The sequence below is a fragment of the Lactobacillus delbrueckii subsp. jakobsenii ZN7a-9 = DSM 26046 genome (assembly GCF_001888925.1).
GTDB lineage: Bacteria > Bacillota > Bacilli > Lactobacillales > Lactobacillaceae > Lactobacillus > Lactobacillus delbrueckii.
In genome coordinates this window covers 346035-359990 of the sequence record NZ_CP018218.1, presented here as the reverse complement: position 1 = coordinate 359990, position 13956 = coordinate 346035, and the positions used below count along the sequence as shown (strand labels likewise).

The 13956-nt window shown below is 45.7% G+C and carries 13 protein-coding genes and 1 pseudogene; 8 read left to right on the top strand and 6 right to left on the bottom strand.

Annotated elements, in window-relative coordinates; genetic code table 11:
- Window positions 1–164: 164 nt before the first annotated feature.
- The 5 genes and pseudogenes from LJ046_RS01970 to LJ046_RS01955 all read left to right on the top strand — a co-directional run bounded on the left by LJ046_RS01970 (window position 165) and on the right by LJ046_RS01955 (window position 4184).
- Entirely contained in the window at window positions 165–848 is a 684-nt protein-coding gene (locus tag LJ046_RS01970; RefSeq protein WP_002878285.1) for a hypothetical protein, read from the top strand.
- Between the two features lie 223 nt (window positions 849–1071).
- The gene (locus LJ046_RS01965) at window positions 1072–1317 is read left to right on the top strand and encodes a hypothetical protein (protein ID WP_002878287.1); all 246 of its coding nucleotides are present in this window, start codon (window positions 1072–1074) and stop codon (window positions 1315–1317) included.
- A gap of 70 nt (window positions 1318–1387) precedes the next feature.
- Window positions 1388–2912, top strand: a pseudogene (locus LJ046_RS01960) (ClC family H(+)/Cl(-) exchange transporter).
- A 104-nt stretch (window positions 2913–3016) separates the two neighbouring features.
- Window positions 3017–3172 (top strand): hypothetical protein, encoded by a 156-nt coding sequence (locus tag LJ046_RS09955; protein ID WP_002878290.1) that lies wholly within the window; start codon window positions 3017–3019, stop codon window positions 3170–3172.
- A 112-nt stretch (window positions 3173–3284) separates the two neighbouring features.
- Window positions 3285–4184, top strand: a complete 900-nt coding sequence (locus tag LJ046_RS01955) for an ATP-binding protein (RefSeq protein ID WP_002878291.1) — start codon at window positions 3285–3287, stop codon at window positions 4182–4184.
- 20 nt (window positions 4185–4204) lie between these two features.
- Here LJ046_RS01955 and LJ046_RS01950 read toward each other — a convergent pair whose 3' ends face one another.
- Entirely contained in the window at window positions 4205–5050 is an 846-nt protein-coding gene (locus tag LJ046_RS01950) for a helix-turn-helix domain-containing protein (protein ID WP_002878293.1), read from the bottom strand.
- Between the two features lie 339 nt (window positions 5051–5389).
- On the opposite strand from LJ046_RS01950, the gene LJ046_RS01945 reads away from it, so the two are divergent.
- Entirely contained in the window at window positions 5390–6529 is a 1140-nt protein-coding gene (locus LJ046_RS01945) for a ThiF family adenylyltransferase (RefSeq protein WP_002878299.1), read from the top strand.
- Window positions 6530–6543: 14 nt separating this feature from the next.
- Entirely contained in the window at window positions 6544–7797 is a 1254-nt protein-coding gene (locus LJ046_RS01940) for an MFS transporter (protein ID WP_002878302.1), read from the top strand.
- 65 nt (window positions 7798–7862) lie between these two features.
- Here the strand turns inward: LJ046_RS01940 and LJ046_RS01935 are convergent, their stop codons facing one another.
- From LJ046_RS01935 to LJ046_RS01915, 5 genes are all read right to left on the bottom strand, one after another.
- Complete coding sequence (locus LJ046_RS01935; RefSeq protein WP_002878304.1) at window positions 7863–9173, bottom strand: NCS2 family permease; 1311 nt, start codon at window positions 9171–9173, stop codon at window positions 7863–7865.
- 217 nt (window positions 9174–9390) lie between these two features.
- Window positions 9391–10137, bottom strand: coding sequence for an amino acid ABC transporter ATP-binding protein (locus LJ046_RS01930; RefSeq protein ID WP_002878305.1), 747 nt, complete (start codon window positions 10135–10137; stop codon window positions 9391–9393).
- Window positions 10138–10156: 19 nt separating this feature from the next.
- Window positions 10157–11614: an ABC transporter substrate-binding protein/permease gene (locus LJ046_RS01925; protein WP_002878306.1), complete on the bottom strand. Its 1458-nt coding sequence runs from the start codon at window positions 11612–11614 to the stop codon at window positions 10157–10159.
- Window positions 11615–11857: 243 nt separating this feature from the next.
- Window positions 11858–12556 (bottom strand): deoxynucleoside kinase, encoded by a 699-nt coding sequence (locus LJ046_RS01920; RefSeq protein ID WP_002878308.1) that lies wholly within the window; start codon window positions 12554–12556, stop codon window positions 11858–11860.
- A 21-nt stretch (window positions 12557–12577) separates the two neighbouring features.
- The gene (locus tag LJ046_RS01915; RefSeq protein WP_002878312.1) at window positions 12578–13225 is read right to left on the bottom strand and encodes a deoxynucleoside kinase; all 648 of its coding nucleotides are present in this window, start codon (window positions 13223–13225) and stop codon (window positions 12578–12580) included.
- A gap of 193 nt (window positions 13226–13418) precedes the next feature.
- On the opposite strand from LJ046_RS01915, the gene LJ046_RS01910 reads away from it, so the two are divergent.
- The gene (locus LJ046_RS01910) at window positions 13419–13955 is read left to right on the top strand and encodes a hypothetical protein (RefSeq protein WP_002878314.1); all 537 of its coding nucleotides are present in this window, start codon (window positions 13419–13421) and stop codon (window positions 13953–13955) included.
- Window position 13956: the final 1 nt, after the last annotated feature.

Sequence of the window (13956 nt, the reverse complement as noted above, 5' to 3'; positions counted from 1 at the left end):
AAGCAAAGATAACGCTAAAGAGTGAAACTCCATGTTGGGGTTTCGTTCTTTTTTATGGACGAATATGATGCGAAATAAGCCAAATATGACGTTTTTTGTTAGAAAACGCCTCCTAGGTCTACAATGGCAGAGTAAGTTAATTAATTGATTTTTAGGAGGGAAACATGAAAAGAAATAAGATTTTAGCCTCTGTTTCAACGGCTGCTTTAGCCTTGGGAATGTTGACAGTCATTGGTGAGAAGCAAGTCAATGCCGCGGACAATGATGATCCCGCTGACATCGTAACGGTTGTGAACTATACTCCGGTTAAGTCAGCCGTAACCGCCGTTAAAACCAGCTATAACGCCAAGACCAAGTCATTGACGATCGCTGGCAAGGCCAAAGGCGCAAGCAAGGTGGTTGTCAGCTACAATGCTAAGGCACTTAAGCCAGTCAAGGTAACCAAGAAGGGGAAATTCAAGACGGCCGTCAAGTTTACCGGCTACAAGGACTTCACTCTTACCGGCTTAAACGCCAAGGGAAAGGCGGTAACCAAGGCCTATGTTTTGACCAAGGACAACTACGCTGCCGCTAAGCCAACCCTGCTTAAGGATGACCGGACCAAGAAGGGTCTGACCTTCACTACCGATGCCAAGAAGAAAACTACTTTAAAGTTCTACTACAAGAACAAGCTGGTCAAAAAGGCTAAGTTGACCAAGGACAAGCAAAAGGTCTTCTTCTCAGCCAAGTCACTGAAGGGCAAGAAAGGGAACTTCAAGGTCGTTGCCTCAGCTGCTGGCAAGAAGAGCAGCCAAGCAGCCCAATTCAAGATTATCGGCGTTGGCCAGGCAACCGTAACCAACTACTAAAAGCGAAGATAACTCTAGAGAGCGAAACTCCAGCCATGAGCTTCGCTCTTTTCTTTTGCCCTTTATCTGACGAAAATGACGCGAAAAGCGGCAAATTTGACGGCTTTCGTTTATGGCCAGCTTCGTAGCCTACAATTGCCTTGTAAGTAGATTAGATGAGGAGCAAAAACAATGTTCAATTTTATTTTGGAAATGGAAAAAAGCCTGGAACGCGACGGCAAAAGTGCCAAGCGACACCGCAGAAGACAACACAGATAAAGCTTTATCTGCTTCCACGGTAATGATTCTGCTGAGCGGCCTGGGCCAGATCGGTTGCTGCCTGCTCATCGCCAGCTTGGGGATTCTGCTCAGTTTGGACGGCAAGATGACTTTGGGGCAGGAGCAGGGGATGCTGGATGTGGTCAGCAGCTACTGCTTTGCCCGGCAGCTTTCCTTTAAAGTGACCCGATCCAAGCTGATGAAGCCGTAAGGAGGATTTTACATGTTTGCTGAAAAAGTTTATCCTGTTCTTATAAGTAAAAAAGGTGGGTAAACAATATATGGAGAGTGAAGACAGACAAACGCGCAAATTCAACCTGCGCTTATTATTTGAAGCCCTGGTCGTGGGGCATCGTTGTCGGCAGCTTCCGCTGGCTGATTGGGCAGATCCTGGCCATATGGCAGAAGGGCTACCAGGCAGCACACGCCAATCCAGCCCTCTTATGGCTCTTAGCCGCGGGGGCTTTAGCCAGCGTGATCGTGGCCGGCTTCTTAGTCAAGCAGCAGCCGCGTGCCGGCGGCTCCGGGATCCCGGAAGTTGAACTCCAGCTGCAGGGTAAGCTGCAACTGGCCTGGTTGCCGATCCTTTGGCGGAAGTTCATCGGCGGGGTTCTGTCCATTGGCTCAGGCCTCTTTTTGGGCCGGGAAGGCCCGTCAATTCAACTAGGGTCAACGATCGGCCAGGGAGTGGCCCAGGGCTTCAAGGCCTCCAAAACTGACTCCAGAGTTCTCCTGGCAACCGGGGCGGCCAGCGGCTTGTCCGCGGCCTTTGGCGCGCCTTTAGGCGGGGCCATGTTTATCGTTGAAGAAGTCTTTCACAACTTTTCACCCCGGGTCTGGCTGAACGCCTTGGCTGGCGCCATCATGGCCAACTTTGTGGTCTCCAATGTCTTTGGCCAGACCCCGGTCTTAGCGATTGACTACAAGCACAGTTTCCCCATCCTGCAGTACTGGCACCTGCTCTTGCTGGGGGCCTTCCTGGGCTTGATCGGGCGCCTGTACCAGTGGGGGTTGCTTAATTTCAGCCACGTTTATCAAAAGATCCCTGTCCTTCCGCGCTGGCTGCATGGGATCATCCCGGCACTTATCTTGGTGCCAATCATGTACTACTTCCCAGGCTATGTCGGCGGGGGGAATAACTTGATTCTCAGCTTGAACCAAATGCATATCACTGGGATCCTGGCCTTGATCTTCCTTTTGCGGATCAGCTTTTCCATTATTTCCTATGATTCTGGTCTGCCAGGGGGAATCTTCTTGCCAATTTTGACCATGGGGGCGCTTCTGGGCGCGGTCTACGGCCAGTTTATGGTGGGCCTGGGCCTCTTGGACCAGAAATTGGTCGTCAACTTGGTGATTTTTTCCATGGCGGGGCTGTTTGCGGCGATTGTTCGCTCGCCTTTTACCGCGATTATGCTGATCGCAGAGATGGTGGGGTCGCTCCTGCACCTGATGCCGCTGGCAGTGGTGTCGGTGATGGCCTACATTACCAATGAACTGGCTGGCGGGGAGCCGATTTACGAAAGCCTAGCAGGCCGGATGCAGACCAAGGAAGACAACGACTATGTCGGGGAAGCCGACCAGCTGACCTTTTCCGTCTTTGAGGGCAGTCAGATGGCTGGCAAAAAGATTAAGGAGATCGCCTGGCCGGATCGGACCCTGGTTAAGGTTATCCACCGGGGGCAAAAGGATATCATCCCGGACGGCAACACCCAGCTCGTAGTGGGCGATTTGGTCGTTTTGGAACTGGATGAAAACCAGCGCGGCGTCATCTATGATGAAGTGGCTAGGTTACAGAATGAAAAGTAGATATGTAGAAAAAGGCTGCTCAGAGAGCAGCCTTTTTGATTGTCTTTTGAACGATTTTTTACTAGAATCAGAGGGAATTATGGACAAGAAAGGGAAGGTTGAGGATGATGTTTATCCATGAGGAAACAGGATACGATCTTTGGTCAGATCCTGCATATGACTATTTGGACTATGAGGAATTACTGACTGAAGAATATAAGGATCTAGGATATAATCCTAGAAATGTAAAAGCGGTTGGTAAGGAAATAGAGCTTGATTGATTTTCGCGCGCGTGTAAATCAATCGTAAAATTTTGCACGTCATTTACGGTTCAATTTTACGCGTATTTACGACCGAATTTCACGCGTAAAGCAATCTGGAGGTGACAAAGTCATGTTTGAAAAATATCTTGATTGCGAAAGTTTGCTAGCTGAGAATCAAGACTTGACCTTTGACTACTTCGAAAAGTGGGCTAAGCGGGAGATTGGGCTGGAAAATTTTAGCCAGGATATCTTAAGAATCTTGAATTTATATGATGACGACCTTGGCTATAATCAAGTGGCTGAGCTTTTATCTGATCAAAACTCATTTCCGGGCATTGAACTTATCCACTTTGGTGACAGCATTAATGTAATCACCAAGCGAGCAACGTTTGACCATGAATCGGTTCTCAAAGAGCTAGATGATACTGTGAACGTCTTTTTGGACTACTATAGCTACGAAGAAATTTCCGGGATGACTAGAAAAAAGGTCTTTCGGATCCCCGAAGAAGCCTTCAGAGAAACTGTAGCCAACGCCTTGATGCACCGGACTTGGGATATTCCGGCACAAATTCGAGTGATGATGTTTGATGACCGGATTGAAGTCACGTCACCAGGTGTCTTGCCAGCGGGACTCTCAGAAGAGGAGTACTCGCGTGGCAATATTTCGATTCTTAGAAACCCGATCTTGGGGAATATTTTTTACCGTCTACACATCGTTGAAACACTGGGCACAGGAATCTTGCGGATTCAGGAGGCATATAAAGATAGCGAGCGAAAGCCGATTTTTGAGGCTTTTGCTAATTCGGTCAAGGTAACGTTGCCGGTACAGGGACAGGTTGAAATGACGTCGGTTGAAGGATTGGCATATGATACTTTGAGTAAAAATATCTTGAAACCAATAGTCGAAATTACAGATGCGTTGCCTTATAGCCGCTCCAAAGTCTCTAGAATTTTGAAGGATTTGATTGCTAAAAATCTTGTCGTCAAGGTTGGCAACGGCCGCGGAACCAGGTACAAAAAGCGGACATAAGCAACAAAGTGTATATAATACTAAGAATTTAGTTTTAAAAGAGCCCAACCAAATAGTAGATCATTATATAGGTTAGGTATACCAAGGACTTTTGCAGATTCTAGAAATCTTTTAATCGGTTCAGAATTACCGTCTTCTCTATAGTGAATAAGTAGTTCGAGAAAATTGACTTTTACTGTAATGCTTAAGTAAGGCTCCGTATAGGAAAGCTCTTTAATTCTGGCTAGAAGAAGTTTTGATTTTTTGAAATCTGTTTTAACTAAAATCAACGAGTTGTTGATTATCGTATTCCAAGCCTCTAGATAAAATTCAAAATTTATGTTTTCTAAGTAGACTATGTCTTCAATTAAACTGTTAATTAATTGGAAAACAGTGTTATTTGGAAGAATAAAACCAGAATTACCAAAAGCTTGAATGGTCGATAGGTTCCAATGGTTGTTTTGAGTTAGAAATAGTTTTAAGTCCTGTTGATCTTGAGGAGTTAGATAGTTTTTATTTTTTATGTCGAAAAGAACATTTGCGGCAGCACTTGCGTGAAACAGATAATCCACGTTATTCGTATGATGGTAAGCCGCAATATTTTTTAGAAAAATTCGATATATACTTATAGAATCTTTCTCACTATAAAGTAAAGAAAGATTTTTTAGAAAATTGTTAGTCTCATTATTTTTAGGAATTGTCATTGCTATAAATTCTTGTGGTGAGACATTTATTCGATTCAAAAGAATAATTAATTTATTGAGAGATATATCACTTAAACCATTTTCCCAACGTGAAAGTTGAGATGTTGAAATTACATCTTTAGATATAGCTTCCAATGTAATATGTTTACTCTTCCTTAATTTTTTGAAAACTTCGCCAAACATATTTTTAACGTTCCAAACAATACTGTACTTTTTAACAAGTCTATTGTAGCCAATATAGAATATCTAAATCAAATAAAAAGCAAAAAGGATTTTATTTTTTGCAAATATGCAAATTTGATTGAAAAAAGCTTAAAATGATAATACTATTAGCGCAACAATAAAAAATTAATTTTATTGTTGTGTCAGATCTAGTTCTTTGAAAAGAGATGAGCGTAATGAGCAAGTTCGTAGAAGTTAAGAGAAACTTGGACAACGATAAGTACACTGTTTGGACTGTATTTTAGCAGTAAGAAACTGCAGTAATTAAAGCTGCAGTTTTTGTTTTATGGAGGACGAGATATGTATGAAAGACCACGAATTAAGGAGATATATCCGGTATATCGCTTAGACCAAGAGCACTTTAGAATCGGTGCACAAATTGGAATTACTAAAGAATTTTATGATCCTACAGAACAATTATGGAATCTAGCCACTATATTAGATGGTCGTTCTTTGAAGGATGTATTGGATGAAGAGAGAAGACGGTTTCCTGACTTAGAATTGTCAGATGACTACATACTTGATGGGATTAATCTGCTAGATCAAGAAGGCTTTTTGGAAGAAACTGATTTAAAGGAAGAAGAATGCCTTAACGCACGGTATATGCCAAATGTTAGATATTTTAGTCATTATATCAACTCTACTAATGATAGATTCCATGTTCAGAAAAAAATACAGGAATCTACGATTTTGTTGCTCGGACTTGGTGGAGGTGGTACAAATATATTAACGTTGCTAGCTGGATTAGGTCCTAGAAAAATTAAAATTATTGATTATGATATGGTTGAAGAAGAAAATCTAGGTAGGCAATTCCTTTATAGTGAAGCAGATATTGGTTTGATGAAGACAGATGTAGCACGAAGGGCAATCAATCAGATTAATTCTCAAATTGAAGTTGAGGTACATAATCTTAAGATAAAAGAGCCGGAAGATTTACAGAAATATTTAGAGTCTGTAGATATGGTAATTAGTGCTATTGATGAGCCTCAGTTCGAGATAGTTAGAGTTGTTAACGAGGCAATTGTTAAAGCTAATATACCTTGTGTTTTCGCAGGTACCCAAGTGAACCATGGGCGTGTATTTACTATTATTCCAGGAATTACAGGATGCTTTGACTGCCTTAATATTCACTATACTTTGACGGATAAACAATTTTTGAAACAATTTATTGGATCGGCTAAAAGCGGCTTTAGACCAAAGTCAATTGCTTACGGGCCAGCAATATACCAATTAACATCCGTTGTTGTAGATGAAGCTGTTAGAGTATTGACGGGATATGCTAAACCAAGGAGCCTATCTACACAATTAGAAATTGACTATGAAAACTTCAGTTCCTTTGCGCATAAGCCATGGCCTAGATATCCTGATAAGTGTCCTACATGTGGGAATGGAAAAGTTGAGGATTGGGAAGTCTTTAAATATTATGGATTATTCAAGTAAAGGGATGAATACGAATGAAAGTGTATCTGAAAAACTCAGGGTATCGAGCCTTAATTAACTCAACAGTTTTAAGCGGAATTGGAGATAGTCTGTATAATATTGTTTTTATCATTTATGCGGCAAGTGTCCCCAATAAATCACTAGCAGTATCGTTAGCTTCGTTTGCGACCTTACTGCCGTCTCTTTTATCTGTAGTAACTGGCAGCCTGGCTGATCAGACCCATCATAAAGCTAAAAGCGTAATTATCGTTAGAATGATTCAAGCAGCTCTCTTTGTGCTGTTAGCTGGTTTAATTAAGCTACCACAGTCATTCCCTTTATTTCTATTCTTACTATTAATTAATATCGTGTCAGATACAATTGGCAGTTACGCTAACGGTTTAACTTTGCCCTTTTTGCCAAGACTGCTGCCTGAGGATGAGTTAAATGCTGCTTTTGGCTTAGAAACTGCAGCCACGACCACGGTGCAGATTATCTTTCAAGGTCTTGGTGCTGCGCTGATTGTTGCCATGGCTTACAATTACTCTGCCTTTGCTTGGATTAATGCGGCTACTTTTTGCTTAGCAATTTTACCCTTAAAATTAACCTGGCCAAGGTTAATTAAAGCTGAAAAAGAGATTCCATTATCACAAAAGCCAGATCAATCTTTATTGAGCAATATTGCTGATGCCTGGCTTGAATTGAAAAAACATAGTTTTATTTTGTTGACTATTGCCTTAGCAGTAATAATCAATTTCCTCGGTGCCTCAATGAATGGGCTGATTAATGTCGCCTTGTTAGGTGAACGCACTATGTGGCTTGGCAATTATGGGAATACAGTAGCCTTATTAGACATTATTTTGTCAGTTGGAATCATTTTGGGAAGTCTTTTAATGAATGATTTCTTGAAAAATAGTCGTTTACTAACGTTGCTTTTATTGGCTGGAGCTTCGTTAGCAGCTTTAGGAGTGTCGTTTATCTGGCACCAAGCTTTAATCTTAGCTGCAGTAAGCCTTTTTGCAGCGGGCTACATAGCTGGTAAAGTCAACCCCCGAATCAGTGCCTTAATGGTTAGAGAAATTCCTAACGAGAAAATTGCTGCCGTTTCTGGATTTATGCAGATGTCGGTCTTGATAGGAGCCCCTGTGGGTCAGGCACTCTTTCTTAGTATTGCAAATATGCAAACGCCTCAAGTAAGTTGGATACTGTTTACCATCTTAGCAACGCTTTTTATCGTGCTCTGTGCATTGCTGACTCAAAACAAAAAATTAGTTATGAACGAGAGATAAAGAGAATACTTCTATGCAAAAAAGCATCGAGCATGAGCTCGATGCTTTTTTACTATCTAGTTTAATTAAACGTTCAAGATCAAGAAGTAGATGATGAAGATCACGCATAAGATCCACATCATTGGTGAAACTTCCTTACCGCGCTTAGCAGCAGCCATGGTGATTGGGTAAGTGATCAAGCCCAAAGCCATCCCGTCAGCGATAGAGTAGGTCAAAGGCATGCCAACCATGATCAGGAAGGCAGGAACGGCGATTTCCAGCTTGTTCCAGGAAATCTTGGCCAGGTTGGATGCCATCAGCACGCCAACGATGATCAGGGCTGGAGCAGTTACGGTCGTGGTTACCACGCTCAAAAGCGGGCTAAAGAACATTGAGAGCAGGAAGAAGATCCCAACCCAAACAGCAGTCAAACCTGACCGGCCGCCGGCAGCGATGCCGGATGAAGATTCAACATAGGCGCCGACTGGTGAAGTACCAAGCACGGAACCAACCATCATGGCCGTTGAGTCAGCAGTCATGGCCTTGCCGATTCTAGGCATCTTGCCGTCCTTGTCAACCAAACCGGCTTGGTGAGCCAGACCAATCAAGGTCCCGGTAGTGTCAAAGAAGGCTACCAGCAGGAAGGTCAAGACAACGGTCCACATCTGAACGGTATTGATGTCGCCCAAGTGGAAGATGGCTTGGCCGAAGCTTGGCTTCAAGCTTGGCGCCAAAGAAACGACTGAAGTCGGCATCTTGCTTTGGCCAACCAGGATGCTGAAGATTGATGACAGGACGATCCCGATGAAGATCGCGCCTGGCACCTGCCGGATCATCAAGAAGATGGTTACCAGCAGACCGAAGATGGTTACCCAGGCAGCTGGGTCCTTGAAGGAACCGATAGTTACCAAAGTAGAAGCGCTGTTGACAACCAGCTTGCCGTTTTGCAGGCCCAGGAAGGCGATGAAGATCCCGATCCCGGCGGAAATGGCAAATTTCAAGTCGTTAGGGATGCTGTCAACGATCAGTTCCCGCAGCTTGAAGACCGTAATCAAAATGAAGATGATTGAGGCCAGGAAAACAGCGGCCAGGGCAGTCTGCCACTTTACCTTCATGCCGATGCAGACAGTGTAGGTGAAGAAGGCGATAAGACTCAAAGACGGGGCAGTAGCGATCGGGTAGTTAGCAAAAATACCCATGATAAGACAGCCGAGCGCGCTGGCCAGGGCAGTTGCCGTGAAGACCGCGCCCTTGTCCATCCCGCTGGCGGCCAAGACGCTAGGGTTGATGAAAAGGATGTAGCACATCGCGAAGAAGGTCGTCAGACCAGCGATGAACTCCCGCTTAGGGTTTGAACCGAGCTTGTCGAGCTCGAAATACTTGTTAATAAATTCCATTTGATCCTCCAGTAGGTAATGTTCGGAATTTCCTCCGATATAAGGGGATATTTCTACCTTAACATGGAATTAACCGGATGTAAATACGAATTATAATTTTGTTAGTTACTATAAAGTGTGTTTCCATTATTTTTAGCCGCTAAAAAGCGCTTGAGCATGGCAACTCAAGCGCTTTCCTTTTAATTTTTAACTTGTTTTAAAAAAATCTAAACTCAGCTTAGATATTCAAAACCTTGTTCAAGAAGTTCTTGGTTTCTTCTTCCTGCGGGTGGTCGAAGATTTCTTCCGGCGTCCCCAGTTCCTTGATCACGCCGCCGTAGAAGAAGGCAACCTTGTCAGCCACCTGCTTGGCGAAGCCCATTTCGTGGGTTACCACGATCATGGTCATCCCTTCCTGGGCCAGTTTCTTCATAACGTTCAAAACGTCGCCGACCATTTCCGGGTCCAGGGCACTGGTCGGTTCGTCAAAGAGCATGACATCCGGCTTCATGGCCAGGGCCCGGGCGATGGCTACCCGCTGCTGCTGGCCGCCGGACAGGGTGGTCGGCTTGACGTCGGCCTTGTCATCCATGTTGACCATCTGCAGGTACTTGTGGGCTTCCTTGATGGACGTTTCCTTGTCTTCCTTGCCCAGTTCGACCGGAGCCAGGGTGATGTTTTCCAGGACGGTCATGTTCGGGAAGAGGTTGAAGTGCTGGAAGACCATGCCGATCTTTTCCCGCATCTTGTTGATGTCGACCTTTGGGTCAGCCAGGTCAACGCCATCCAAGTAGATGTGGCCGTCTTGGAAGTCTTCCAGCTTGTTGATGCAGCGCAGGAAGGTACTCTTGCCTGAACCAGACGGACCGATGATGCAGACGACTTCGCTTGGCGCGACGTCCAGGCTGGCGCCCTTGATGACTTCATGAACGCCGTCATAGCTCTTGTGCAGGTCAGTTACCTGAACCTTGTATTTTTCTTCCATGGGAAAAGCCTCCTTTTAACTAATGTTGCATCTTCTTTTGAATGTAGTTGGACAGCCAGGTAAGCAGGGTGATGATGATCAGGTACATTACGGCGATGATCAGCCACATCTTGAAGCCCTGGAAGTTCTGGGCGATCAAGTTGGTACCAGTTTGCGTCAAGTCCATGACCCCGATGGCGGAAAGGATGGAAGTGTCCTTAAGAGTGATGATGAACTGGTTGACCAGGGATGGAATCATCAGCTTGAAGCCTTGCGGGGCAACAACCTTCCACAGGGCTTTGTAGTAAGGCAGACCCAGGGACCGGGCCGCTTCCCACTGACCCACGTCAACTGATTCGAAGCCCCCGCGGACGATGGCCCCGATGTAGGCCCCTTCGTCCAGCATCAAAGTCAGGATGCCGGCAGTAAAGAGAGGCAGCTTGTGGCCCAGCAAGGTTGGCATGCCGATGTAAATAAAGAAGGCCAAAACCATCATTGGAATCCCACGGAAGATGTAGATGATTACGTTGGCCAGGCCATGCCAGAATTTGTGTTCAGTGATCCCCATGATCCCGAGGATTAAACCGAAGACCAGGGCGGCCAGGATGCCGACGATTGAGAGTTCGATGGTCATCCACAGACCTTGCAGAAGAGCGCCGGCGTTGCCCTTGATTAAGCCCAAAATTGAAGTATCAGCTACGACTTGGCTCTTAACAGCCTTCTTGCTGGTGTACTTGTTAACGATCTTCTTTAAGCGGCCAGTCTTCTTCAGCCAGGCCAGACCGTCGTTGAACATCTTGAGGAGTTCCTGGTTTTCCCCCTTCTTAACGGCAAAAGCCAGAGGGGCGTTGGCAACCTGCTTGCCGACGATGCGCAGGCCGGTCCCGTTGGCAATCCCGTAGCGCAGGGACGGACCATCGTCGAAGCAGGCGTCAGCGTTGCCGGCCTTGACGTCAGCCCAGGAAGTGTTGGAGTTGGTGTAGTACTTCAGCTTGAAGCCGTACTTCTTTTGGATGGACTTGGCATAGATAGCAGAAGTAGTCCCGGTCTTAACGTTAACCGTCTTGCCCTTGAGGTCCTTCATGCTGGTGATCTTGCTGTCCTTGGCCACGGCCAGGCAGACCCCGTCAGTGTAGTAGGGGTTGCTGAAGTCGATGGTCTTTTTTCTTTCTTCAGTCACGCTCATGCCGGCGATCATCCCGTCGATCTGGCCAGACTGCAGGGCCTGGACGTCGGCGTTGAAGGACATGATCTTCAGCTCGTACTTGAAGTTTTCGTGCTTGGCGATTTCCCGGAGGATTTCGATGTCAATCCCCGGGTTCTTGCCATTGTAGGTACCATCCTTGTCTTGGATTTCAAAGGGCTTGAAAGTCTGGTCGGTACCGATGATGTAAGTCTTCTTGCTAGCAGCCTGGGCCTTGGGCGCCGTTAAGAATAGCGCGGCGATGAGTAGGCTGACTGGCAGCAGGAGAAGTTTGCGAAGTTTCTTTAAATGCATGTTATCTTTTCACCCTTTTTCATAAATAGTTTCTTCCGCTAGAAAAGCAGATCGTCAATATTGTATCACGTTTTTTAGAAACGGTTTATTTTATACAGCTTATCTTTGGATAAAAGCAACCGGTACCAATTTTCTTTTTAAAGTGAAACCCCATAAAGAATTAAAAAAATTGTTCTACAAGGCTGAAAGCTAACTAAACAAAGAATTTAGCCTAAATAAAAGAGCCCCCGTCAGGGGAGCTTCTTAAGATGAAAATTCGATTGATTCGGTGGCAATTTCACCGGCCTGCCAGTTCTTTGGCAGCTTGCCCACTTGCTTGAGCTTCTGGGTGATCTGGTCCAGGACTTCAGTCCGGTCGCTTTCGCTGGCCATGAAGTCGTAGTGGTCGCCGTCGATCATCATCTTTGGTGAGTAGTCGTAGTCGTCATACCACTTCTCATAGTAGCGGAGCATCCGCTTGTAGTAGTCTTCCAGGGTCGGGTCGAAGCTGAGCTGCTCGTAAGACCGGCCCCGCTTCTGGATCCGTCTGATCATTGTTTCATAGGAAACATTGATGTGAACCAGGAGGTCAGGATGGCGCTTAGGCATCCGCTCCAGTTCCTTCATCATGCTTTCCAGCAGCTCGTCGTAGGTCTGGACTTCCAGGTCATTGGCCCGGCCGATGTCGGCGTTCATATGGAAGAAAAGAGAATCTTCATAGATGGACCGGTCCAGGACGTTGTTGTCGTCGCTGAGGGCTTTTTTAATGCTGCGGAAGCGCGTGTTCAAGAAGAAGAGCTGCAGCAGGTAGGTGTACTTGAGGGGGTCCTTGTAGAAAAGCGGGAGGACAGGGTTGTCATCGACGCTTTCGTAGAAAGGCTTGGTCCCCAGATATTTGGAAAGAATTGCGGTTAGGCTGGATTTACCGGCTCCAACGGGCCCACTTAGTACAATAACGGTCATCACGTTCCTTCTAACAACTAACTATAAATTACCGATTTCGCGCAGCTTGTTGTCGATGATGTCCAGAACTAGGTCCTGGTCATCGATGTTGTCGACAAAGTCGTACTTGTCACCATCGATCATCATCTTGGGTGAAATGTCATATTGTTCATACCAGGGCTCGTAGTAGCGCAGGAGGTTCTGGTAGTATTCCTTCAGGCCCGGGTCGGAGTCGAGCTGTTCGAACTTCCGGCCCCGCTTGCCGATCCGCTTGAGCATGGTGTCAAGGGAGACGTGGATGTAGATCAAGAGGTCCGGCTTTTTGCGCGGGTTGCCTGGCACGTCTTCCATCATATTGTCCATCAAATCGTGGTAGATTTGGTATTCAGTCGGGTCAGCAACCCCGTTATCGACGTTCATGTTGAAGAAGAGCAGGTCTTCATAGATGGACCGGTCTAAAACGTCGTTGTGGTTGCCGGCGGCGGCGTTGATTTCAGCCAGCCGCTTGTTCAAGAAGTAGGTGTTCAAGAGGAAGGTGTACCGTTTCATGTCTTTGTAGTACAAAGGCAGAACCGGATTGTTGTTGACCTCTTCGTAATATGCTGTTGAGCCAAGGTGCTTGGCGAGGATACTGGTTAAACTGGATTTGCCGGCTCCAATTGGGCCACTTAAGACAATAACGGTGATCACACTCTTTCTATTCATACTATACTAGATCTACGTTGCTCTAATAGTTTATTGCAAGATATAGTGCCTTAGCAAGTTTTTTGTCCAAAAAGATTTTTTATATGATAGAGGAATAATTTGCCTGGAGGAGGGATGGTGTTTCACGTGGAACAATAGTCTGAAAGAACCCTACCAGATTAGGAATCCAGTCATCCATATGGCGATTTCGGAAAACATGACCTATGTTGAGATCGGGGGGATTTTTGCCAGCGTGATGAATGGCTATTTGAAATTTGCTGACCAAAAAACGCGGGAGAGATACACGAACAAGGCCCTGTTGGCCCGCTTCAATCTGAGCGATAACAAGCCCAATTTTGTCAGTGTTTCTTCCTATATAGACAGGCTGCAGAAGAGCCTGTGGCAGACGGTTATCATGTTTGGCGCGGCTTTGGCAATTCTGCTGGTCCGTTTGCTTCTGCTCTTGTTGATCTTGGTTATGATTTATAAACAGCTCAACCGGGAGGAAATAGCCGTGAAGAAGTTTCTCGGCTTCAGCCCGCGCCAGCTGTATGCCTTGCCACTTGGAGTGATCTTTCTGACGGGAGCTGGGCAGCTTTTTGCCGCGGGATTATTGAGAAGCAAGGTTGGCCTATTTGTTCTTCCGCTGATCTACCTGCTGCAGCTGAGCCTCTTCTATCTGTATGTGATCAAGGATTCTTTCAATGACGTCGTTGAATTGTTTAAGGGAGAGTAGT